A 23951-nucleotide genomic window follows, 5' to 3' on the forward strand; every position below is an offset into this window, starting at 1 on the left:
TTTACCGGTGGCGAGATGAAGATCGCCGCTATGGCTTCGGTGAGATCTGGGTTACACGGGCTGTGGGATGCCGTGCCCCGAACCGGTGGCTCCCGCCGGCGGGCGGGGGCCGGGCAGGTGACCGAGCTGGTAGCTGATCTCGGCGCCGGCTGCTTTGGTGGCGGCGATGGAGCTCTCGTCGGGCACGGGCACGACGGAGGCCGGCTTGAGGAGTGTCACGGCGCCGATAACGGAGTCGCCCCAGGTGACAGGGCTGGCGTAAGAGTTCCAGTCGGCCACGCATTCCTCGAGGCCAACGGCATACCCCTGCTCGCGGATGCGGGTGAGCGAGACGCGCAGTCGGTCGTTGTCGCGGTAAACTCCGGGCCCGGCCTCGGGGGGCAGGGGCGCGGCCAGGACCTGCTCCCGAAAGGGCTCGTGCAGGTACGCCAGCATCACCCGGCCCGAAGTGCTGAGGCGCAGGCATCGGTTGGCCGCCAAGATCTGCTGCGGGGTCATACCGAGCTCCGTCAGGTCGGAGTCTCCCACCGCCATTTCGATGCATTCGCGCCGCGCCCCGCCGAAGTAGGTCAGGATGTGAAAGAACGCAAGGCCTCCGTCGCCGGCCGAGCGCAGTCGCTGCAGAGCAGTAGAGATGCAGCCCGTCTTCGGCGCGTGGAAAAGTAACTGAGTGGCTAATTGGGCGGCCGGCGGGCCCAGCTGGTATTTTCCGCGTCCCACGCGCATGAACGTCCCATGGTATACGCCGGACTGCAGTATCCGGTACACCGTCGAATCGTCGAGCTTGGATACTCTCGCCAGCTCCCCGAGGGTGTGTGTCTCGCCGCCGAGTTGTGTAAACGCCTGCTGAACGAGAAAGACTCGCTCGGCATGATTGGTCCCTCTGGTGAGAACCAATTGTCCTTCCCCCGTGTTGATGTCGAGCGATGGCAGAGCCCCTTCAAATGGCGCTGTGCCAGGGGCGCGACAGAACCACGCACCGCATGCACAAGCATAAGAGGAGTTCCACAGAGCGCACGTTCATGGACTTGTCTCGTGGCTGACTGGCCCTCCCCCCGGTGCCTCTGCCAATCGGAACGAATGTTCCATGCTCCACAGGCTAAGTGAGTCACGGAAGGGTGTCAACGATCTTTGTTCGCCGCCCAGTTGGCCTCTTTGAGCTGTCTTCCCAAGGCGACTGCCTGCTATGAACTCTCGTGATGTTCTGCCGTTTTGTGTGCCCCGGGTGCCGCACCGGGGCTGGTGGTCGCGCCCGCCGTCCAGGGCCGGTGGACGGTATCGACGGCGGGCTGTGGTGATCAGTGGTTGGACGGTCCGAGCCGGATCCGGCGGCGTACTCGGTCCGAGTCCGGGGAGTGGGCTGTTGGGCCCTGCCTTCAGGAGGAGTAGTGGCCCCGGATGTGTGATGTACATCCCTTTCGTTTCCCGGGGGCACCCTCGTCGCGGAGCCGCCAGGCGATTGGGCGCTGTGAAAAGTCGTGCACCTGCTGCATTTTCTCACACCCCGAGAAGAGTTGGTGTTTCTCGCCTTCCGAGAAACACTCCTCTTTTCTCGCGGTGAGAGAAGTGATCAGTCGGGGTCCGGGTTCAATGTTCTTGACGTGGCCGAGTGCGCTTGTCATTGTCAATGCCGAACGTAACTGTGTCAGTTGAGGAAATCGGCACAGTCGGGACACTGGCCGAGGGCATGAAGAGCAGTTTATGAGTCCTGCTTGATGAATCAGCCCGAGTGGATGAATGCAACGGGGAGCGTGTATGTACGACGCCATTGTCGTGGGCGCACGTATTTCTGGGGCCTCGGTCGCGATGCTGCTGGCCAAGCTCGGGTACCGGGTGCTCTTGGTGGACCGGGCATCTTTTCCGAGCCCAACCTCCTCGTCCACGAACCTGATCCATCCGCCAGGGGTGTATCGGCTCCGCAAGTGGGGCGTGCTGGACCGGTTGGCCGACCGCACCGGCCCGGCGATCACCCGCTACCGCCTGCAGACCGGTTCGGTCCGGTTGGAGGCCCCGCTTCCCGCGGTGGGGGACGTGCAGCACGCGCTCTCGCCGCCGCGGCTCGCGCTCGACCACTCCCTCGTGCAGTGCGCCGTCGATGCCGGGGTCGAGCTGCGCGAGGGAGTCTCCGTACAGGATCTGCTGCGGGATGACGACGGCGCCGTCGCCGGCATCGTCGGCACGGTCAGGGGGCAGGGGCGTTTCCTGGAGAAGGCGTCCATTGTTATCGGGGCGGACGGAAAGAATTCCAGTGTGGCGCAGCTTGTCGGTGCCACGAAATACCGAGAACAGCCGGTTCTGAGTCGGAGCTCATGGACATACTGGGAAGGGCTTCCGCAGGAATCCCTGGTGCGCACCTACCGGAAGAACCAGCGTCATCCGTTCACCTGGCCGACGCACGACGGCCTCACCATCGTTGGTGTGGCATGGCCCGCGGACAGCTTTCCCGCGCGCGGTTCCGCGGAGTCCACCGACCAGGTCGTCATCGACGCGTTCGCCGACGTCGACGAGGATTTTGCGGAGCAGTTGCGCGACACACGGCGAGCTGATCGGTGGCTGACCGGTGCCGTGCCCAATTTCCTCCGTGTCCCGCAGGGCTCCGGCTGGGCCCTGACCGGCGACTCCGCCGCCACGCGGGACCCCATCACGGCGTCGGGCATCACCTACGCGCTGATGGGCGCGGAGCTGCTGGCCCACGCCGTCGACACGGGCCTGTCCGGACGCCGCCCGATGGCCCAGGCGATGGCCACCTATGCGCGGGACCGCGACCACATGGTCCTCCACCACTACGACTACACGTGCGACTACGCGCGCGTCGCCGAGCACTCGCCGGAGGAGCGTGCGCTGATCGAGGCGATGAGCCGCAGTCCCCGGCACGCACGGGACATGATCGGCCTGTTCGCCACAGTCGTGTCGCCGACCGACTTCTACACCCGGAGCAACTTCCGCGAACTCTTCGATTACTTGAACGACGCCGGTGGGCTGCCTTTGAAGATTCGGCTTCTCCGCCTGCTGCTGCACGGAATACCCGGGCCGCAGGCTGTCCCGGCGGCCGTGGCCGACCGGCTGATTGCAGGCCGCCTCGGGCTGATGGGCCGGTTGCTGCTGCGGAGCCGGAAGCCGGAGGCCATAACGATCCGTACGCCTCGCATGGAGGGAAAGCAACAATGACCACGACGGAGAAGGCCACCGGGCCAGTACTGCTCTTCCCCGGTCAAGGCGGCTACGACGGCGCCGCGCTGAGCCTCGCCTACGAGGAACACCCCCAGGTCCGAGCCGTCTTCGAGAGCATGGACGCGGTCACCTCGGAACTCTTCTCGAGGCGGATCTCCGACGTACTCTTCCGGAGCGGGCCGGTGGAGCTGCACCAGCTCCTCGAGGACGAGACCTGGGTGTCCCAACTGGCCGTCTACGGTGCCGGCCTGGCCGCGCACCGTAGGCTGACGGATCACGGCGTCCGGCCCTCCGCGGTCGTCGGCCACAGCCTGGGGGAGATCACCGCTCTGGTGGCCGCCGGTGCGTACACCGTGGAGGACGGTGCGCGGATCGTGGCGCGCCGTACGAGCATCGTCGCCGAAGGGGGCTTGACGGGCGGCTCGATGGTGGCCCTGGCGGTCTCGCCGGGCCGGGCCGCGCATCTGGTGGGTCTGGTCGAGGACCCGCTGCTGGCCATCGCCGTGGAGAATCACGACAAGCAGACCGTGCTGAGCGGACCGCGCGAGGCGATCACTCAGGTGCGGGTCATCAGCGGACAGTTGAAGACCGGGGTCGCGGACGTTGACTCCCCCTTCGCCTTCCACAACCCCTCGCTGGCCGCAGTGGCGCCGAAGTTCGCCGAATTCGTACGCCGTTTTCCTCAGCGGACACTGACAGTGCCGGTCTACTCACCGGTCCTGCAGCGCTTCTACGCGCCTGACGAGCAGCTCGCGGATCCACTGGCCGAGCACTTGACACGTCCGGTGAAGTTCTCCTCGGCGATCCGCGCGCTGTACGAGAGCGGCGAGCGGACCTTTGTGGAGGCGGGCGGGCGCGCGGCTCTGACCTCGATGGTGCCCAAGGCCCTGCGGGACGTCGCCGGGGGCGAGGTCGTCTCACTGGCCACGTTCTCCAAGGCACGCGAAGGTGAGGACACGCTGACCAGTACCCTCACGACCCTGCGGACGATGGGCATGGCCTCCGCATACGGGGTGGAGACGCTGCGCCCGTATCTGACGCCCGAGTTCTCGGACGAGGAGTTCGCCGACTTCTGGGCGGCCGCCGGGCGTGAGGTCCTTGAGCTGGTGAGCCGTAGGGCAAGCGCGTTCCGCGGTGCGCGTGACGCCGGCGGAGCCGCAGCGAGCGACGCGGGTGAGCCCACAGCCGCTGTGCCCCAGGCTTCCCCGGTCCCGCCGGAGCCCGCTGTCGCTGCCGCCGCCGTGCCGAGCGGAAGTGAACTGTTCTCGGCCGTGCGATCGCTGTACGCGGGGGCGCTGGAGTACCCGGAAGACGTGATGACCCCCGACGCCCACTTGGAGGCAGAACTGGGCGTGGACTCGGTCAAGCAGATGGAGCTGCTGGGCCGCGCGTCGCAGCTCTTCGGACTGTCCACGCGGGATCCCGACTTCCGGCTGTCCGACTACGACACCCTCGGCAAGGTCGTAGGCATGATCGAAGAAGGACTGAGGCGGCACCGGCTCGAAGGAGCCGCTGCATGAGCCGGACGAGAGATCTGACGGGCAAAGTCGCACTGGTGACCGGCGGTGCCAAAAACGTGGGCAAGGCGATCGCAACCACGCTGGCCGACCGGGGTGCGCATGTGATCATCAACTACTTCCACTCACACGAGCAGGCGAAGCGAACACAGGAGGAACTGCGGGCCCGCGGGGCGGCGGTGGATTTGCTGCGGGCTTCCGTGGCCCGGCCCGAGCAGGTCATGAAGATGTTCGGGGAGATCGAGCGCCACTGGGGCAGGCTCGACATCCTGGTCAACAACGCGGCCGACGGCGCGCTGCTGCCGGTGGATGAGATCGCCGACGACCATCTCGACAAGGCATTGGACGTCAATTTCAAGGGAGGCCTGCGCTGTGCGCGGGCCGCGGCGCCGCTCATGGCGCGCAACGACGGCGGGTCCATCGTCACCGTGTCCGCGCTTGGCAGCTCCCACATGGTGATGGCCAACTATCTGGCCTGCGCCCCCGCGAAGGCCGCGGCCGAGGCGGCCACCCGCTATCTGGCGGTGGAGTTCGCCCCGTTGAACATCAGGGTGAACACCGCTTCCGCAGCCATGCTGAGCAGCGAGGTGGCCGACGCCTTTCCCGACGCCGCAGCCATGCAGGCCGCGGTTGCCGCCGGGACCCCACTGGGAAGGCTGGGCACCCCGGAGGAGTTTGCCGAGGTCGTGGGATTTCTGGCCTCGGACAAGGCCAGCTGGATCACGGGCCAGGTGGTGCTCGCCGACGGTGGTCTCAGCCTGGGCGCCTCCCTGATGTCCCCGCACGCTCAGCTCCATCCGTCCGCGCGGACCGGCCGGAACGGCCCCAGCCAACGGGTCGCAGCCGCGCCGGAGACCACCGCCGCGCCGGAGACCACCGCCGCGCCGGAGACCACCGCTGCGCGGGAAGAGCCCGCGTCACCCGCCGGGGAGGCCGGCGCCGGCGGAACGGACGCCGAGGAGGTCCCGGTCGGCGGAGCCGCCGAGGAGGTCGGTGCCGCCGAGAACTGGGACGACGAGATCGCCATCGTCGGCATAGGGCTCGCGGTCAGCGGAGCCAACAGCCCGGAGGAGTTCTGGCAGCTGCGTACGACTGGACGTGAGCTGTTCATCGAGGTGCCGGAAGACCGGTGGGAGCGGGAGAGCTTTTCGTCGCCCGACCACGCCGACGAGGACAAGTCCTACCAGGACACCTGCGTGTTCATCACCGACTTCCACCCCGAACCAGGTGCTCTGGAGGGCCTGTCCGGTACACCGGACGACACCGAGCTCACCACCCTGTGGCTGCGCCACTCGCTCGTACAGGCACTGGACGGCGTACGGCGGACCGAAACCGACCGGTACTCCTTCCACGTGGGCTACACCGCCGACGGCAGTCAGCACTTGGAGGAGGCCGGGGTGCTCGCCTCGGCCAGGCACCTCACCTCGGCCGTTACCGCCGAGATGGACATCGCCCGGGAAGAGCGCGAAGCGCTGCTGTCCGGTGTCGACCGTGTACTGTCCGGCCGCTACCACCGCGGAAGCGCCAAGTCCCCGCGGTTCCTTCCGCACCAGGTCGGCCGCGAGGCCATGTCCGGGGTGCTGCCCGAGGACACCCAGCTGCAGATGGTGGACACCGCCTGTTCCTCCTCGCTGTACGCCATCGACATCGGCAGCAAAGACCTGCTCATGGGCAAACGGGACATAGCCGTGTGCGGAGGCGCCTTCGCGCTCGCGCCGCGCGGCACCGTCCTCTTCTCCAAGTTGAAGGGACTCTCCGAGCGGGCCGCGGTGCACGCCCTCGACGCCGAGGCCGATGGCGTCATCTTCGCGGACGGCGCCGGCGTCGTCGTGCTGAAGCGGGTCAGCCGGGCCAGGGCCGACGGCGACCGTATCTTCGGCGTGCTGAAGGCCTTCGGCTCCTCGTCCGATGGGAAGGGAAAGGCCATCTACGCCCCCAGCTCGTCCGGGCAGAGCCTGGCTGTGCGGCGCGCACTGGAAGCGGGTGGCATCAGCGGTGACGACATCGACTGGGTCAACGCGCACGCCACCGGCACCCCCGTCGGGGACCTCGCGGAGTTCACCACCTTGCGCGGACACTACGGCGTGGGTCGTCCCGCCCTGGTGACCTCCAACAAGTCCCTGATCGGACACACCGGTTGGGCGGCCGGAGTGGTGTCTCTGATCGAGTCCGTCCTCGCCCTGCAGGAGCAGGTCATCCCGGGGCAGTTCCGCTTCCGTTCAGCACCCAGGGCTTTCGAACTGGACTCGACGGAGCTGGAGATATCCGGAACCTCGCGCCCCTGGCCCGCCTCTCCCAAAAGCACCAGGACGGCAGCTGTCTCTGGGTTCGGATTCGGCGGCACCAATGCCCACCTCATCCTCGCCGAGCCCGAGCCCGAGCCCGAGCCCGAGCCCGAGCCCGAGCCCGGGGCCGAAGGGCCCCGCCCCGCGCCGCCGCGCTCCGGTCGGCCGGCGTCCGACGACCGCATCGCCGTCGTCGGCTGGTCTGCCAAGCTCCCCGGCGCGGACAGCCGGGACGAGGTTCTGGAGTGGCTCTCCGGTACGCGCGAGGTGGAGACGGGATACGGCGAGAAGTACCCGGCCCCACCGTTCCAGCAGGTGCGGATGCCCCCGGCGACCGTACGGACCATCGACCGCTGCCAGCTGATGGCCGTCCAGTGTGCCCACGCGCTGCGCGACCAGCTTCCCGACTTCTGGCAGGAGAACGCCGAGCGCACCGGAGTGGTCCTCGGCCATATGGGGCCGACCAGGGCGGCGATGCTCTACGCCGGCCGCTGTTACCTCGATGACATTGAACGCGCCCTGCGCGCGGATGACGCACTCGCCTCCTCCCCCCGGCTCCCCGAAACACTGGAGCGGCTGCGTGAGCGCGTGCGCTCGATGGTGCCGCCGTCGAATGAGGACTCCTTCCCCGGCATCATGCCGAACATCATCTCCGCGCGGGTGGCGAACTACTTCGATCTGCACGGCCCCAACCTCACGGTGGACTCGGGGCTCGCGTCCACGCTGTCCGCCTTCACCACCGCCATGCGCTATCTGCGCAGCGGCGAGCTGGACTTCGTGCTCGCGGGCGGCATCAACGGCAACAGCCTTCCCGAGTACGGGGCCCTGCTGACCGAGGTGTTCGAGGGCGGGGGGACCGAACTCGCCGAGGGAGCATTCCTGTTCGGACTGACCACCGAGAGCAGGGCCAGACAGGCCGGCGTGGAAATACTGGCATTCGTCGACGAACTCGAGCACCGGCAGCCTGCGGATGGCTCCGGCACCGTGCTCGACTGCGGCTCGACAGGCGCGTACGGCCGCTATCTCGGCGCCGCGGGCGGGGCGGAGATTCTGCGAGCCCTGCAGCAGCCTGCGGGTTCCATCGAGATCGGCTGCCACGAGAAGGGCGTGGATATCGCCACGCGCCTGGTGGTCACCGCCGCCGATGACACAGCCGCCCCCGACAACGCCGACGCGGGCCGGGAGACGGTGCAGCGTTATGTCACCTCCCTGCGCCCCGAACCGGCTGTGCTCAGCGGCCCCGTCCGCCCGGCCGTGCCCGACGGGGCCGTGCTCCTCACCGACCGCCCCGAGCTGGCCGAGCAATTCGCCGGGCCGGCCGAAGGCACCACCGTGCTGAGCACGACGGCCTTCGCCGGGGAGCAGCCCGGGTGTCACCACGTACAGAGCACGCCCGAGTCCGTGCGATCGGTTCTCGACTCCCTGCCGGGACCGCTGCGGAATGTCGTGGTCGTGACCGACCTGTCCGGCACTGCCCCGGCGGCCACGGCACTCACCTCGGACGCCGGGCCGGTGACCGCTCTGCACGACCTGGCCTTCCTGGTCATCAAGGAGCGTTACGAAGAGCTGGACGACCCGGCGGCCTCCGTGGTCTTCGCGCTCCTCGGCGCGGTGGTGGACAAGGCGCCCCACCCCTACGCGGGGCTGTTCACCGGTCTCACCAAGTGCGTGCATCTCGAACTGGCCGGCGCGGACTGCTTCGCCCTCCTCGCCGAGACGGCTGACGCCGACCGAGCCGCCGCGCTGATCGGCCGGGAGCGTGCCGCCGAGCGCGTCTTCCCCGTCGTCCACCACGACGGTACCCGGCGGCTGGTGCCGGCCCTCGGTCCGCAACCGGCTCAGGACCCGGAGCCTGACGCCGACACACCCCGGCCGCTGAGCCGCGGCTCCGTGGTCGTGGCCCTGGGTGGCGCTCGCGGTATCACCGCCGAGCTGCTGACCGCTCTCGCCGAGCGGTACCAGAGCCGTATCTACGCGCTGGGCAGCAACCCGATTGACGACTACCCCGCCGAAACCTTCGACGGCACCGACGAGGAGTTCGCGGCGAAGAGGGCTGCGTTCATCTCCGCGGAGCTCAAAAGCGGCAGAGGCACGGTCGCCGACATCAGCAGGCGTTTCGACCGCATGGTGGATGCGCGTGCGGCTCGTCGGAACCTGGCTCGCATGGCGGCGAGCAGCGGCGCGGACAAGGTGACGTATCTGCACTGTGACGCACGGGATGAGGACTCCGTGCACGCCGCGATCGACACGGTGATCGCCGAGCACGGCGGCATCGACCTGGTGATCAACGCACCCGGACTCAACCGGTCCGCGCTGATCCGCGACAAGGACTTCGCGGAGTTCCGCAGAATCCGCGATCTGAAGGTGACGGCCCACCGCAATCTGCACCGGGCCCTGGCAGGCCGTGCCCCGCGCATGTGGTGCGACTTCGGTTCGCTGCTCGGCTACTTCGGACAGCGCGGTGAGGCCGACTACGCCTCAGGCAACGACTACCTGGCCACCGCGGCCGAGTACGCGGCCGCCACCACCGCCACGGACGAGTTCGTCATCGGCTGGACACTCTGGGACGAAGTGGGCATGGGTGCCCATGAGCTGACCCGCGACTTCTTCAAGAAGGCGGGCTCGTACAGCCATATGCCGGTCGCGGAGGGCGTACGCCACTTCCTCGCGGAGCTGGGCACGGCCCGGCGCGTCCCGTCGATCGTGCACGTCGGCGAGGCCGAGCGGGCCACCGTCGAGCGGTTCTACCCCGGCTACCTCGACCGCTGCGCGGGCGCCACCGAGCCCGTGCGGCCCGCCGAACGGGGCCGGTTCTATCTGCGGCGAGCCCTGGAGGCGGCACCGCAGGACGGTGCGCGCGCCGTACGGTTCGAGTGCCCCTTCGACCTCGGCACGGACAGCTATCTGGAGCACCACCTCGTCCGCGGTGTGCCCACTCTGCCCGGCACCTTCGTCACCGAGATCGCGGCCGAGGCCGCCCTCGCCCTGGTGCCCGGCGGGTCGGTCGTCGCCTTCGAGGACGTACAGTTCCTCCACTTCCTCCAAGTGCGCCGGGACGTGCGGCAGCCGCCGAAGCGGATCACGGCCCACGTCGTCGAGCAGGTCGGCGACGTGACCACCGTGGCCGTGCGAGTCACCCACGACGTGATCTCCCCGTCGGGCGTGCTGCTCCGCCCCGACCGGACGCACTTCACGGCACGGGTGCTGGTGAGCAGCGGGTTCCCCGCAGCGCCGAAGTGGCGGAGCTGGAACCGGGCGGGGGAACAGCCGGTCCCCGACCCGTACCACGCCGAATCCGCGCCCGTGCTGCTGACCGGGCCCTTCAAGGCGACCACGAACACCCGTCGGCACGCCCAGGGTGCCCGGTCGGAGTTTCGGGCGCAGCTCGATACGCAAGCGGGGCCCTGGCCGTCCTTCCTGGTGCCGACCGTGCTGCTCGACGCACTGGCCCGTACAGGGGTGCTCGATCCGGTCGATGGGCTGGTGCCGGTGGCCGCGCCCCTGTCGATTCGGCGCATCGACCTCTACCAGCAGGCCAACGACATCGAGCTGATGCAAGCACACGGTCACTTCGACCTCTACGTCACCAACCCCGGATTCTCCGGCTCCGAAGAGAGCCGGCGACTCGAGAACCGGTTCGTGGCGGTCACCCCTGGCGGATATGTCGCGGCGCAGATGAAGGGGCTGGACGCCGTCGTGATCGGTTATCTGGAAACGGACACCGGCGTCGTTCGTCCCCCCCGGTCCGTGGAAGCGGGCGATGTCCCGGTCCGAGCGGCCGGGTGAGTGCCATGACCGTCCCGATGGGCGCCGCGCCGGCCGCCGAGGCGGCCACCGGCGGCCCGGACGACGGGACCCAGACCGTCCGGCGCATGGTGTGGAACCTCGCGCCCGCGGACGCCGAGGCTGGAAAGCGGTCCCTTGCCGGCCGCCGCGTCGCGGTCATCGGTGGTACGCCATCCGTTGCCGACGGCGTGCGGGCGGAGCTGCTCGACCGGGGCGCCGACCTGGTCGGGGAGCGGCGGGGACGCGTCCCCGACACGCTGGTCGATCTGACGCTGTCAGAGCCCTTCGTGCCCGGTGACACCGGGCAGTGGCGTCACGAACTGCTGCGCACGTTCGATTGGCTGCGCCACTGCTATGGGGAGTGGAGCGAAGAGACGGCCGTTGGGCGGCTCAGCTATCTCGCCGTCACCTACCTCGGCGGCGGCATGGGCTATCACCAGTACGACGACCTCGCCCAGCCGCTGGGTGGCCTGTGGGCCGGACTCGCCAAGACGCTCCACCGCGAGCTGCCCAACTGCTCGGCCAGAATCGTCGACACGTCACTCGCGGACCTCGACCAGCTACCGGAACGTGTCGCCGATGAGCTGTGCCTGACAGGCCTCAGCGAGATCGGTCACCGGGACGGGCAGCGCTGGACGCTGACCCCGGAGGTGGTCGCACCCGGGCCGGCCAAAGTGGCGTGGGACGCTTCCGACACCGTGCTCATCAGTGGCGGCGGGCGTGGCATCGGGATGGCTCTGGCCCGTCGGCTCGCCGGTGAGTTCGGGATGCGGGTGGTGGTCACCGGCCGCTCCGACCTGCCTCCTCCGGAGACCTGGGCCGGACTGACGGCAGCTGCGCTGAACAAGCGGCGGGACGCCCTGTGGGCCCAGCACGGCGAGGGCCGGCCGGTGGCCGGGATCCGGAGGGACATCGCCCGTGCGGAGAACACCTGGGAAGTGGTGGGCAATCTGCTGTCCGCGCGAGCGGAGGGGCTGCGGATCGACTATCTGCCGTGCGACTTCACCAACCGGGAAGAGGTCGGTGCGCTCGTCGCCGGCCTGTCCGGGCTCACCGCGGTGGTGCACAACGCCGGGGTGGACCGCCCGACCCGGCTGCCGCGCAAGTCCGATGCCGACATCACCGACGTCGTGGCGACCAAGGTCGACTCCTTCGTTCATGTGCTGGAGGCGGTACGCGGCCGGAAACTGAAGCTGCTGTGCATCGTGGGCTCGCTCACCGGACGGCTGGGCGGCATGGTCGGCCAGTTCGATTACGCGGCGGCCAACGAGTGCCTGGCCCGGCTGGGCAAATGGGCCCAGCGGCAGGTCTCCTTCCCTGTGATGACCCTGGCCTGGCCAACCTGGGCACGGCTGGGACTGATCGCGAACTTCGAGGCCAGCCTGCGCTACATGGCCGCCATGGACGTGACGGAGGGCCTGGATCACTGGCGGGCCGAGCTGCTGGCCGCCACGTCCGGGGAAGTCAGCTTCGTCGGGCCGCTGGGGCAGGCACTGGACCCGGTGCAGGCGGTCAGCTACCCCATGCCTCCGTGCCTGCCCGGGTTCGTGGACACGTATCCGAAGGTCTTCCACCTCGGAACACCCGAGGTGTACCGGCCGCAGGCACAGCTGGTCGGCCTCGTGGAGTTCGACGCGGAGACCACCCCGGCCGTACGGGACTTCTCCGTGCACGGGGTCCCCGCCCTACCGGTGGGCCTGCTGGTGGAGAACGCGGTACGCGGCGCCGAGTGGCTCGTCCCGGAGCGTCTGCACCGGAAGACCCTGCTAGCGGTGGAGGACCTCTCGGTGCCGTGGTCGCTGCTGCGCTGCGGCTCCAACGGGCGCGTGCGGCTGCGCCGCGACCTCCGCGGGGAAACCCGGGGCGGCCGGTGGACCGTTGATGCCGTGTTCCGTACGGACGACGGTACTGACGAGGGCCCGGCGGCCCGGCTCCGGCTGGTCTACGGCGAGAAGCAGGCCGACAACAGCTCAGAACTGCCGCCCACCGGTCGGCCCGCCGGCGAGGCCGTGCTCTTCACCGACCGGCCTGTGCTCCATTGGGGTGGCCTGGCGATGCCCCTCGCCGCATGGCGAGGCGAGGGGCCCAACAAGCTAGTCACCGAAGTGGGCCGCTGCCATCCCGGGGACCTGTGGGCGCTGCCGCAGCCGCCGGCCTTCGCGCTTCCCATCGCCGCGATCGAGAACATCGTCCGGGCCGTCACCGAGCGCATGCCCGGCCTGTCGACCACACCCGACCCGCTGACTGTGAGCGCCATCTCCCTGCGTGGACCGGCGCCCGACCGCACCCGTATCGACGGAGATCCCGCGCTGGGGGTATGGCGCGTCACGGACGCCGCCAACGGCGCCCCCGTGGCCGTGCTCCATCGGCCCCCGGGCCACACCAGCTGGCCGACGGAACCGCCGCCCCAGCCGACCGATGAGTGAAGGAGAAATCCCATGGCCACCACCGCCTCCAGCCCCAACCGTCAACTCCTGGAGCACTACTACGAGGAATGCCTGAACAAGGGCAACCTCGACGCCGTCCACGCCAAGGCCGTGCAGGACCACATCAGCCACGGCACGGTGGCCGAGGGCTTCGAGGGCGTCGCGCACCTGCGGGAGTGGGTCAGGATCCAGCGTGCCTCATTCCCCGATCTGCATGTGGTCGTCGAGGACTGGATCGAGGAGGGCGACAAGGTCGTCCAGCGGTTCACCGCACGCGGCTCGCACACGGGCGCGGAGTACCACGGCATCCCGGCATCCGGACGGAGCTTCGAGATCTGGGGCATCGTCATCGACCTGTTCAAGGACAACAAGATCGTCGAGAGTTGGTTCTCGATGGACAGCTTGGAGCTGGTCAAGCAGCTCGGGGCCCTGGAATGACGGCGCCGCGGCCCGTCGCACTGATCACCGGCTGTTCGTCGGGGATCGGCCGGGCCACCGCCCTCCGGCTGCACGAAGCCGGCCTCCGGGTTGTCGCCACTGCGCGCAAGCCACAGACGCTCGCCGAGCTGGCGGAGCTGGGCATGGAGACCCGGGCCCTGGACCTCACCGACAGCGACTCGGTCAACGCCGCAGTCGAGGCCGTCAACGCCAGGCACGGTGGTGTCGACATCCTCGTCAACAACGCCGGCTACGGCCTGTCCGGCACCTTCGAGGAGACCGAACTCGACCGTGTACGTGATCAGTTCGAGACCAATGTCTTCGGACTGGTCCGGTTGACGCAACTCGTGTTGCCCGGCATGAGGCAACGGGGATCCGGCAGGGTCGTCAACGTCTCCTCGATCTTCGGCCGATACGCGGTACCGGGCGGCGGCTTCTACCACGCGAGCAAACACGCGGTCGAAGCGCTGAGCGACGCGCTGCGGCTGGAGGTCGCGGGCTTCGGAATCCGGGTCGTGGTCGTGGAGCCGGGGCCCGTGCGCACGCCCTGGGGGCAAACCTTCATGGACCATCTGCCCGCCGGCGCAGAGAACTCCCCCTACCAGCGCTTCCACGAGCGTATGGCGGAGTACTACAACGCCATCTACAGCCACACCAGAAGGAGCCTGGCGGGCACCTTCGCCATCGAGGCGGACCAGGTGGCGGCGGTCATCGAAAAGGCCGTACGGACACGCCGACCGCGGGCGCGGTACCCGGTTGGCTTCCTTGCCTCCAGCACCCTCACGCTGCGGCGTCTGGCCCCCGACTCGGTCTTCGACAACACCTTCGTACGCCGACAGTTCCCAGTGCCGTAAATGAAACCGACTACGAGGTGATGACAGCATGACCACCGTGTCGCATACGGCGGCCCCGCGGCAAGTGCCGGGACCGCGGGGCGTACCCATACTGGGCAGTCTTCCGCAGTGGAAGGCCTCCACCGCCGAATTCCTGCTCAGAGTGCAGCGTGACTACGGCGAAATCAGCCGTATCAAACTCGGCCCCCAGAACGTATATCTGGTTTCCGATCCGGACGCCGTCGGCCACGTGCTGAAGGGGAATAGCGGCAACTACGTCCGGGGAGCTCTCTACGACCAGTTCCGCATCGTCATGGGCGACGGGCTCCTCACCACCGATGGTGAGTTCTGGAAAGCCCACCGCCGTGCCGTCCAACCCGCCTTCCTGCGCAAGGCGGTGTCCGCCGTCGGGCCGTATACGGTCGACGCGACGAACGAGATGCTCGACGACTGGGAGGCACGAGCGCGCCGCGGCGAGCCCGTCGACCTGATCACCGAGACTCTGCGGCTGACCCTGATCACTCTGAGCCGCTCGCTGTTCGGGTTCGACATCCGTCCCGCCACGCCTGTGCTCAAGGACGTTGTGGACAACGTCATCGAGGTGATGTTCAAGCATGGTTCCGTGACGGAGATGCTGCCCTCCTGGGTACCGACGAAGCGGAACCGGCTCATCTCCCGGGACCGCAGGATCTTCACCAGGCTGGTCGACGAGATCAGGGAGCGTCACGCGGCGACCGGTGAGGGCCGCCTGATGGAGCTGATGGAGGCGGCGACCGACCCGGTCACCGGGGCTCGGTGGACCGACGAGGAAATCCGTGACGAGATGCTCACGATCTTTCTCGCGGGGCATGAGACCACCGCGGTCGCATTGTTGTGGACGCTGCTGTCCACCGCCAACAACCCGGCAGTCCAGGAAGAGATGGAAGAGGAGGTCGACCGGGTCTTGGGCGGACGGGTGCCCCGCCCGGAAGACGTGGAGGACCTGCACTTCACCAAGTGCGTCATCGACGAAAGCCTCAGGCTCTACCCACCGATCTGGGTCTATCCGCGGGACGCGGTGGACGCCGATGAGCTCGGCGGCTACCCCATCCCCGCGAACTCCTCGGTCCTCCTTTCGCCGCTCGTCTCCCACCGCAACCCGCGCTTCTGGGAGAACCCGGAGGCGTTCGACCCGCACCGCTTTGATCCCGAACGCGCCAAGCAGCGGCCGAAGATGACGTACTTCCCCTTCGGTGCGGGCGCCCGGATGTGCATCGGCAACTTCATGGCGCTGCTGGAATTGCGGATAGCCGTGGCCATGATCAGCCAGCGCTTCCGGCTGAGCCTGCTGCCGGGCAACTTCATCCGCTACGGCGACACATCGATCTCACTGCGGCCGATGAGCGAAGTCCTGGTGACGCTCCATCCGCGTGATACGGACAGCGGACGGGCCCCCGCGCAGGACGAGGGTGTGCGCGCGTGACGGGGCCCCCGGTGGATGCGCCCCTGGAGGAGGTCGTGTCCACCGATCCACGCGACGGCCGGGAGCTGGGCCGGTACCCTCTCCACTCCGCCGCCGACGTGGCCGCGGCCGTCACGGCGGCGCGGCGGGCCGCGAGCTGGTGGTCCGGCCTGGGCTACGCCGCCCGCCGCAGCAGACTGGACGCCTGGCGGCGGCTGATCCTGCGGCGCGTTTCCGAACTGGTGGAGCTGATCTCGGCCGAGACCGGCAAGACCACAGCGGACGCGCAGCTGGAGGCCATCCTCGTGGTCGACCACCTGCGCTGGGCGGCCGCACACGCCGGGAAGGTGCTGCGGCGCCGGCACGTGCGTCCGGGCCTGCTGATGTACAACCACAGTGCCACGGTCGACCACCATCCGCTCGGGGTCGTCGGAGTGATCGGCCCCTGGAACTACCCGGCGTTCATCCCGATCGGTCCGATCGCGCACGCCCTGGCAGCGGGGAACACCGTGGTGTTCAAACCCAGCGAGTACACACCGGGAGTGGGGAAGTGGCTCGCGGACACGCTGGGCGAAGTCGTGGGCGAACAGACCGTGTTGGAGGCGGTCTTCGGATTCGGTGACACCGGCGCGGCGCTGTGCACGTCCGGCGTGGACAAGGTGGCCTTCACCGGTTCGACCTCGACTGGGAAACGCGTGATGGCGGCCTGCGCCGAGAGCCTGACGCCTGTCCTTCTCGAGTGCGGGGGGAAGGACGCGATGCTCGTCGACCGCGACGCCGACATCGCGGCGGCGGCGGACGCCGCGGTATGGGGCGGACTGTCCAACGCCGGCCAGACCTGCGTCGGTGTCGAGCGGGTGTACGTCCACCAGGCGGTAGCCGAAAGGTTCACCGAACTGGTCGTCGAGAACGCCGCGGCGCTGCGCACCGGTGTCGGGCGCGATGCGGACATCGGCCCGATGGCCACGCGCGAGCAGCCCTCCATCGTCGCGGAACACATCCGCGACGCACTGGCCCGCGGCGCTCGCGCCGCCTTGGGCGGCCCGGATTCGGTGCGGCCTTCCACTGTGGAGCCGGTGGTTCTGACCGAGGTCCGCGAGGGCTCCCTGGCCCTCACCGAGGAGACCTTCGGCCCGGTGATCGTGGTCAATCGGGTCGCGACGATGGACGAGGCGGTGGCACAGGCCAACGCCTGCGCCTATGGACTCGGAGCGGCGGTGTACTCCCGCGCCAGGGGCCCCCAGATCGCCCGGAAACTGCGTGTCGGAATGGTGTCGGTGAATTCAGTGCTGGCATTCGCCGGGGTTCCCGGACTTCCCTTCGGCGGCACCGGAGCTTCCGGATTCGGCCGGGTGCACGGTCCGGAGGGACTGCGGGAATTCACGCGTACCCAATCCATAACAAGGCAGCGGGTGCGTCCCTTTCTCCGGCCGTTGTCCTTCGAGCGCTCTCCTCGAACGATGGATGCTTTGATGCGCCTTATACGGATCGTTTACGGATAGAACACCGGAGTTGCAATGGGAATTCCGAACGAGACAGATGTGCTGATCGTGGGCAGCGGTCCTGCCGGAGCGCTGCTCGGGTGTCTTCTCGCCCGCCGGGGGATCGATGTCCTCGTCGTGGAGAAGCAGGCCGACTTCGAACGCGACTTTCGCGGGGAAAGCCTTGCGGCACCCTCGGTTATCACCCTTCGGAAGCTGGGTTTCGGCGACGCACTGGACAGTCACGGCTACCTGGAGAGTTCTGGCGTCGCCATGTGGTTGGAAGGACGCCGGATCTTCCACGTCGACTACAAACGGTTCTCGATCGGCACACTGCCGATCGAATTCCCCCAGCCCCCGCTCATCCGCACCTTCCAGGAGAGAGCGGCGGAGCTGCCCAACCACCACTTCGCCGCCGGCACCAAGTTCACCGGCCTGCTGGAGAAGGACGGGGCAGTGTGCGGCGCGGTGCTCAAGCAGGGTGACGGCGCGCCCACGAAGGTTCGGGCCCGGCTGGTCGTGGGCGCCGACGGACGCTTCTCCAAGGTGCGCAAGGCCGCGGGCATCAAGCCGAGGTTGGCCCAAGCAGAGCGGGACCTGCTCTCGTTCAGGCTGCCGCGGCCCGCTGACTGGGCCTTGGAGTCGGAGCTCGTCGTCGACCACGATCAGCACCTCGCGGTGCTGCCGACGTATCCGGACGCTCTCCGGGTGAGCCACAACCTGCCCAAGCGTGGACTGGGCGCGCTGCGCCAGAAGGGCTTCGACAGCTTCCGCAGACGGGTGGCCTCCATCGACCCCCGGCTGGCCCCACTGGTCGAGGAGCATCTGCGCTCCTGGGACGACACCAGCTTTCTGGAGGTCTTCAACGCGGAGCTGGACGAGTGGACACGGGACGGCCTCATTCTTGTCGGGGACGCGTCCCACACCGCCACGCCGACGCTGGGGCAGGGAGTCAACCTGGCGATCCAGGATGTGGTGGGCCTGACTCCGCTCATCGCCTCCGCACTGGCGAAGGGCGGCGGGGACCACAGCGTGCGGGCGAGTACGTTCGCCGAATTCATCGCGGTGCGGCGTATGCACAAGGCCTTTGTGACCGGCTTCCAGAAGCGGCAAGAGGCGTCCCTGGCCATGCGTACGCCGTGGCAGACGGTTAAGCGGCGCACCAGATTCCGGCTTCTGAACGCCCTTCCGTTGAAGTACCGCGTCTTCGACAAGCTGCTCAACACCCCGCACAGCATCGACCCGGCCGACGAGCACTGACATTCGCCGGCAGCCGCTCCACGAGTACGAGAGAGGTCGTATCCGCATGTCCGCACTCCCCGCCACCAGCCGTGAATGGCACCTGGTGGCTCGCCCCGAGGGCGAGCCGAGGCCGGAAGACTTCGCGCTGCGCGAGGCCCCGGTAACCGCGCCCCCCGAGGGACATATCCTGGTCCGTAACCACTACTTCTCCGTCGACCCGTACATGCGCGGTCGCATGGGCGTCACACCGGGCTATGCCTACTTTCCACCGTACGAACTCGGAGAGGTGCTGGGCGGACACGCGGTCGGCGAAGTCATCGCTTCGAACGTTCCCGGGTTCGCCGTCGGTGACGATGTCCTGCACTTCGGAGGCTGGCGCGAGTACGCCGAAGTCCCGGCCGAGGAAGCCACCGGCATCGACGCCCAATCAGTTCCCCTGACCGCGTATCTCAGTGTCCTCGGAATGACCGGCCTCTCCGCCTACGCGGGCCTCTTCGAGATCGCATCCTTCAAGAAGGGAGACGCGGTCTTCGTCTCCGGCGCCGCCGGCGCGGTCGGCAGCCAGGCCGGCCAACTGGCCCGGCTGAGCGGCGCCTCGCGAGTCATCGGCTCCGCCGGCACCGACGAGAAAGTCAAGGTGCTGCTGGAAGAGTTCGGCTTCGACGCGGCCTTCAATTACCGCACCGCTCCCGTGGCCGAGCAGCTTGAGCAGGCCGCCTGCGATGGTATCGATGTCTACTTCGACACCGTCGGCGGCGACCATCTGGAAGCCGCGATCTCCTCGCTCAACGAGTACGGACGCGTCGCCCTGTGCGGTGCCATCGCCCAGTACAACGACATCGAGCCACCGCCGGGACCGCGCAACCTCGCGGAGGCCATCGGCAAGCGGCTGAGCTTGCGCGGCATGATCGTGACGGACCACCAGACGCTTCTGCCGCGGTTCACCGAGGACGTCTCGGCATGGGTCCGCTCCGGCGAGCTGACATGGCGCGAGACCGTCGTCCAGGGCATCGAGAAAGGCACTGAGGCATTTCTGGGCCTGTTCAGCGGTGACAACACCGGAAAGATGATCGTCCGCCTTGACCACTAGGCCCTGCGGCAAGCACCACACGCATACACGGGAGAGGAAGGGAACATGGGGGTGGCCGGCAGACATGCCGTGGTCATCGGCGGATCGATGGGCGGGCTGACGGCAGCCCGCATTCTCATCGAGCGTTTCGCCAGGGTGACGGTGCTGGACCGCGACGAACTGCCCGACGCCGTGCGTCCGCGCCGCGGAGTACCGCACGCAGAACACGGGCACGCGCTCCTCCTCGGCGGCAAACAGAAGCTGGAGGAGCTGTTCCCGGGGATCGGCGACGAACTGGTGACCCGCGGCGGAGTGCCCTTCGACCCCGGCCACGACCTTCTCATGCACCAGAAGGGTGCTCTGCGCCGACGTTTCAGAAGCGGAAACCAGGGCGTCAGCCTCACGCGTGCCTTCCTGGAGTTCACCCTGCGCGCCCGGATCGCCGCCCTGCCCGGGGTGGAGATACGGGACCGCACAGCGGTGTACGGGCTGACGGGCACGCCCGGCCGGGTCTCCGGAGTGGCACTGGCGAACGGCGAGACCCTGCCCGCGGATCTGGTGGTCAACGCTTCGGGCCGCGGTGGGGCGGGCGCCGACGGATGGCTGAGGTCGCTCGGCTGCCCGGCTCCCGAGGTCGATGTCGTGAAAGTCGGCGTTGGATACACCACTCGGCTCTTCCACCGGCGTCTCGGAGAGCGGCTGGCCGGTGACGGGCTGCTCCTCCTGATGGCGGGGGCGGAGGGCGACAAGCGGGCCGCGTCTGTCTTTGCGGTTGAGGGCGACCGCTGGATGGTCACCCTCGGTGGCTGGCACCACACACATGCTCCAACCGATCCGGCCGGTTTCGCCGACTTCGCGGCAGCGCTGCCGAGCAAGGCCGTACGCGACATCGTGCTCCGGTCCGAACCGGTGGCCGGCGACATCCCGAAGAAGTTCACCTTTCCCGCGGCCAAGCGCCGGCGTTTCGAGCGGCTGCGGACACTGCCTGCCGGATTTGTGGCCCTGGGCGACGCGCTCTGCAGTTTCAACCCCCTGTACGGGCAGGGCATGACGGTGGCCGCACAGCAGGCGGTCGCACTCGGCCACGCTTTGGACCGGGCAGGGGACGCGGGCACCGGAATGGCCCGTACGTATTACGCGTCCGTCGCCAAGATAGCCGACTTCCCCTGGCAGATGGCGGCCGCGAGCGACTTCGCATATCCGGAGACCACGGGGCCCAAGCCCCGCGGCACACACTTCCTCAACTGGTACACCGGGCGCGTGCTGCTGGCCAGCCATGTGTCGGTGCCGGTGAACCGGGCGCTCATGGACGTACAGCAGCTTCTCGCACCGCCCACCGCAGTCATGCGTCCCGGGATGGCCGTGCGCGCCCTGCTCGCCGCCCGGCGCTCCCCATCCTTCGGCTCAACCGACTCCCCATAGAAAGAAGACTCCTTATGTCCATGGAATTCGTCGGCAAGGTCGCTCTGATCACCGGGGGAGGGTCGGGAATCGGCCGCGCCGTCGCCCACCGGCTGGCCGGGGCGGGGGCGTCCGTCGTGGTCACCGGCCGTGACAGCGAGAAGATCGAGAAGGTCGCCGCTGAGATCACCGCGGCCGGCCACCAGGCCCTTGCCACCGTCGCCGATGTCACCGACCCGAACGCGGTCGCCAGGTCCGTCCGTACGGCGGTCGACACCTTCGGCGGGTTGCATCTCGCCGTCAACAACGCCGGTGTCCCCGGCCCGAAGGGGATAACCGGAGAGTTCCCGCCCGAGGAGTTCCAGCGGGTCATCGCGACCAACCTCACCGGTGTCTTCAACAGCCTGCACCACGAACTCCCGGCGATTGTCGCCTCGGGCGGTGGCGCGGTCGTCAACATGGGGTCGATTCTGAGCACGAAGGTGCTTCCGGGATCGCCCGCATACACAACGGCCAAGCACGGCCTGATCGGCCTCACCAAGACGGCGGCCCTCGAATACGCCTCGCTGGGGGTGCGTATCAACGCGGTCGGCCCCGGCTTCGTCGAGACACCCTTCCTCGTGGACTTCGACGACGACGCCAAGAAATACTTCACCAGCCTGCACCCGGCCGGCCGGATGGGCACGACGGAGGAAGTGGCGGAACTGACCGCGTTTCTGCTCTCCGATCGGGCATCGTTCGTCTACGGCAGCTACTACCCGGTGGACGGCGGATATGCTGCGGTCTGAACCAGGCGGGTCCGCCGTATGCGTGGTCCTGTGAGCCGACCCGACATGTGAACCGGGCCGTCTCTCCCGTCAGTTCCCCGGGGCCTCGCAAGCCGCTTGCGTGCTTGTGCCGGACCCCGTGCTCGACGGCGAAACGGTTGTGGGGAACGGGGAGATCGGCCGCTGGCTTCGAGTCGGTGCAACGCCATGTGCGTCTGTGGCGGTTGGCCCGGGTGAGCGCGGGGTCGGAAGCCGGCATGGGGCGCGCGTTGCGATCCTCATGCCGCGGGACAACTCGCTGACAGGGCCCCGTGCTGTGACCGGTTACGGACCACGGCACGGGATGGTCCTTGTCACACCTGGGGGGCGCGACTTGTGTCGCTCCGCCCGATCTTCGGGTGGTTGTCACTAGGGTGGCGGGATGCGTATATCCAGCGAGCTCGCCTGCGGGGAGGTCCGGTGAACAGGCATGACGTCACCGATGAGCAGTGGGAGGGGCTCGCCGAGGTCGTCCCCTTGCGCGGCGGCGATGCCTGGCCCTCCTGGCCGGGGCGCCGCACGATGCCGGAGGCCGGGCGCCAGGCCGCGGGGGGCGGCCAGGACCTGCGGCGCTTCGTCGTCCTGCGGGTCCAGATTTTCGCCGACGCACGCGAGGTCGCGGAGCATCTGATGGGGCAGGTGCCGGTGCTGCTGGATCTGAGCGCCGCGGAAGCGGATGTCGCCAAGAGGATCCTGGACTTCGCGAGCGGGGTGGCCTTCGGCCTGGGCGCGAAGATGCACCGGGTCGAGAAGAATGTCTTCCTGCTGACTCCGGCCGGCACCGAGGTCGAGCAGCCCCGGCTCGGGGCCGGCGCCGTTGCGCTGGATTGATCGCGTACCCCGATCGTAGGAAGGTCACGTCGGCGGAACGGTTCGGCTGACCGGTCGGTGCATACGGTCCGTTCATGGACCGAACCAGCGCGCGAGCCACGACCGCAGACCGCCCCGCAGTGACCGAACTCCGGCTCTCCTCCTACAGGTTGCACCGTGGAGCGGCTTTTCCCCTGGGGCCGATGACCGTCTTCGCCGGGCCGAGCGGCAGCGGCAAGTCGAGCGCGCTGGAGGCGTACGAGGCGCTGTCCCGGCTCGGCGGCGGCGCATCGCTCGAGGAGGTGTTCCCCGACGCGGCGGCCTGCGTGCCGGAGCAGGCGAGGCCGGACGCCCAACGGCGGCGGGGATTCCGGATCGGCTGCACGGTCGAGGGCCCCGCGGGCCAGGTACGGCTCGATGTCGCCGTCCAGGCCGAGCCCGAACTGCGCGTCGTGGGCGAACGGTTGACCGGAAACGGCCAGATCCTGCTGGCCACGGCGCTCCGCGACCCCGGGCGGCGTACGGTCCAGGCGGCGTGGCACACGGCGGGTTCCGTACCGGTGACGCGCGCGCCGCTGCCGGACGACCGGCTGGGTACGACGCTGCTGCCGCTGCGGGTCGCGGGCACGACCGAGGGGCAGCGGCTGGTGCTCGCCGCCGCGGAACAGGCCGTCGTGGCACTGCGTTCGGTCTTCGCCTGCGACCCCCAGCCGGAGCGGATGCGGGCGCCGGTCGCGGCGGGGGAGGGGCGGTTGCGGGGCGGCTGCGGCAATCTGGCGGAGGTGTTGCAACGGATCCGGTCGGAGTGCGCGACGCGGCACGCGGCGCTGGTCGCGGCGTCCCGCGCGGGGTGCGCGGGCGTGGTCGAGGACCTGGCGGCCCAGGAGTTGGCCGACGGCACCGTGCGGGCCGTACTGGACCGGGGCGGGCTCGGGACCACGCCCGTCGGGCGGTTGGGGGACGGGGAATTGCGCTATCTGGCATTGGCCCTGGTGCTGCTGACCGGGCCGGGTGTGCTGGCGATGGAACCGGTGGCCGAGGTACTGCCGGCCCGCCAGGCGCTGACGGTGCTGGCGGACGGCTTCGACCGGTGCCTGGACCGGTGCCAGTCGCGAGAACTGCTGGCGCTGGCGGTACGGATGGGGGAGCGCGGGCATGTGCGGCTGGTGGGTGCGGTACGGGAAGCGGCGGACGCGGCCGGTGTGGAGGGGGTCTCGGTGGTAGACCTGGGGGTGTGAACGAGGC

15 protein-coding genes are annotated in these 23951 nt (G+C 68.7%); 14 read left to right on the forward strand and 1 reads right to left on the reverse strand.

The genetic code is table 11. From position 1 onward, the window contains the following. Positions 1-51 precede the first annotated feature (51 nt). Positions 52-897 (reverse strand): IclR family transcriptional regulator C-terminal domain-containing protein, encoded by an 846-nt coding sequence (locus ABZW18_RS04390; protein WP_356181906.1) that lies wholly within the window; start codon positions 895-897, stop codon positions 52-54. Between the two features lie 858 nt (positions 898-1755). Between ABZW18_RS04390 and ABZW18_RS04395 the strand changes: the two genes are divergently transcribed. From ABZW18_RS04395 to ABZW18_RS04460, 14 genes are all read left to right on the forward strand, one after another. Next, on the forward strand, positions 1756-3168 hold the full coding sequence (locus ABZW18_RS04395; RefSeq protein ID WP_356181908.1) for an NAD(P)/FAD-dependent oxidoreductase: 1413 nt from the start codon (positions 1756-1758) through the stop codon (positions 3166-3168). Continuing rightward, the gene (locus ABZW18_RS04400) at positions 3165-4691 is read left to right on the forward strand and encodes an acyltransferase domain-containing protein (protein ID WP_356181910.1); all 1527 of its coding nucleotides are present in this window, start codon (positions 3165-3167) and stop codon (positions 4689-4691) included. Before ABZW18_RS04395 ends, ABZW18_RS04400 begins: the two co-directional genes overlap by 4 nt. After that, a complete protein-coding gene (locus ABZW18_RS04405; protein ID WP_356181912.1) occupies positions 4688-10759 on the forward strand; it encodes an SDR family oxidoreductase in 6072 nt (2023 codons plus the stop codon). The genes ABZW18_RS04400 and ABZW18_RS04405 overlap by 4 nt, the downstream gene beginning before the upstream one ends. 5 nt (positions 10760-10764) lie before the next feature. Beyond that, entirely contained in the window at positions 10765-13185 is a 2421-nt protein-coding gene (locus tag ABZW18_RS04410; protein WP_356181914.1) for a KR domain-containing protein, read from the forward strand. A gap of 12 nt (positions 13186-13197) precedes the next feature. Then, on the forward strand, positions 13198-13623 hold the full coding sequence (locus ABZW18_RS04415) for an ester cyclase (protein ID WP_356181916.1): 426 nt from the start codon (positions 13198-13200) through the stop codon (positions 13621-13623). Continuing rightward, positions 13620-14477: an SDR family NAD(P)-dependent oxidoreductase gene (locus tag ABZW18_RS04420; protein ID WP_356181919.1), complete on the forward strand. Its 858-nt coding sequence runs from the start codon at positions 13620-13622 to the stop codon at positions 14475-14477. The genes ABZW18_RS04415 and ABZW18_RS04420 overlap by 4 nt, the downstream gene beginning before the upstream one ends. Positions 14478-14505: 28 nt before the next feature. Further along, positions 14506-15918 (forward strand): cytochrome P450, encoded by a 1413-nt coding sequence (locus tag ABZW18_RS04425; protein WP_356181921.1) that lies wholly within the window; start codon positions 14506-14508, stop codon positions 15916-15918. After that, entirely contained in the window at positions 15915-17399 is a 1485-nt protein-coding gene (locus ABZW18_RS04430) for an aldehyde dehydrogenase family protein (protein WP_356181923.1), read from the forward strand. The genes ABZW18_RS04425 and ABZW18_RS04430 overlap by 4 nt, the downstream gene beginning before the upstream one ends. A gap of 15 nt (positions 17400-17414) precedes the next feature. Continuing rightward, positions 17415-18638 carry an FAD-dependent monooxygenase gene (locus tag ABZW18_RS04435; protein WP_356181926.1) on the forward strand — a complete coding sequence of 408 codons (1224 nt, stop codon included), beginning with the start codon at positions 17415-17417 and terminating at the stop codon, positions 18636-18638. A 46-nt stretch (positions 18639-18684) separates the two neighbouring features. Next, complete coding sequence (locus ABZW18_RS04440) at positions 18685-19710, forward strand: NADP-dependent oxidoreductase (RefSeq protein WP_356181928.1); 1026 nt, start codon at positions 18685-18687, stop codon at positions 19708-19710. A 51-nt stretch (positions 19711-19761) separates the two neighbouring features. After that, the gene (locus ABZW18_RS04445; protein WP_356181931.1) at positions 19762-21111 is read left to right on the forward strand and encodes a hypothetical protein; all 1350 of its coding nucleotides are present in this window, start codon (positions 19762-19764) and stop codon (positions 21109-21111) included. 14 nt (positions 21112-21125) lie between these two features. Continuing rightward, a complete protein-coding gene (locus ABZW18_RS04450) occupies positions 21126-21878 on the forward strand; it encodes an SDR family NAD(P)-dependent oxidoreductase (RefSeq protein ID WP_356181932.1) in 753 nt (250 codons plus the stop codon). Positions 21879-22316: 438 nt separating this feature from the next. Further along, complete coding sequence (locus ABZW18_RS04455) at positions 22317-22727, forward strand: cell division protein SepF (RefSeq protein ID WP_356181934.1); 411 nt, start codon at positions 22317-22319, stop codon at positions 22725-22727. Positions 22728-22801: 74 nt separating this feature from the next. Further along, positions 22802-23944, forward strand: coding sequence for an ATP-binding protein (locus ABZW18_RS04460; protein WP_356181937.1), 1143 nt, complete (start codon positions 22802-22804; stop codon positions 23942-23944). The last annotated feature ends 7 nt before the right edge of the window (positions 23945-23951 follow it).

The sequence above is a fragment of the Streptomyces sp. NPDC004647 genome (assembly GCF_040609575.1).
In the GTDB taxonomy this organism is placed as follows: domain Bacteria; phylum Actinomycetota; class Actinomycetes; order Streptomycetales; family Streptomycetaceae; genus Streptomyces.

Bases quoted from the DNA above. Each gene is read 5' to 3' on its own strand.
- ABZW18_RS04440 (WP_356181928.1), top strand. From the start codon at position 18,685: ATGTCCGCACTCCCCGCCACCAGCCGTGAATGGCACCTGGTGGCTCGC.
- ABZW18_RS04405 (WP_356181912.1), top strand. From the start codon at position 4,688: ATGAGCCGGACGAGAGATCTGACGGGCAAAGTCGCACTGGTGACCGGC.
- ABZW18_RS04410 (WP_356181914.1), top strand. From the start codon at position 10,765: ATGACCGTCCCGATGGGCGCCGCGCCGGCCGCCGAGGCGGCCACCGGC.
- ABZW18_RS04435 (WP_356181926.1), top strand. From the start codon at position 17,415: ATGGGAATTCCGAACGAGACAGATGTGCTGATCGTGGGCAGCGGTCCT.
- ABZW18_RS04400 (WP_356181910.1), top strand. From the start codon at position 3,165: ATGACCACGACGGAGAAGGCCACCGGGCCAGTACTGCTCTTCCCCGGT.
- ABZW18_RS04450 (WP_356181932.1), top strand. From the start codon at position 21,126: ATGTCCATGGAATTCGTCGGCAAGGTCGCTCTGATCACCGGGGGAGGG.
- ABZW18_RS04460 (WP_356181937.1), top strand. From the start codon at position 22,802: ATGGACCGAACCAGCGCGCGAGCCACGACCGCAGACCGCCCCGCAGTG.
- ABZW18_RS04395 (WP_356181908.1), top strand. From the start codon at position 1,756: ATGTACGACGCCATTGTCGTGGGCGCACGTATTTCTGGGGCCTCGGTC.
- ABZW18_RS04420 (WP_356181919.1), top strand. From the start codon at position 13,620: ATGACGGCGCCGCGGCCCGTCGCACTGATCACCGGCTGTTCGTCGGGG.
- ABZW18_RS04415 (WP_356181916.1), top strand. From the start codon at position 13,198: ATGGCCACCACCGCCTCCAGCCCCAACCGTCAACTCCTGGAGCACTAC.
- ABZW18_RS04425 (WP_356181921.1), top strand. From the start codon at position 14,506: ATGACCACCGTGTCGCATACGGCGGCCCCGCGGCAAGTGCCGGGACCG.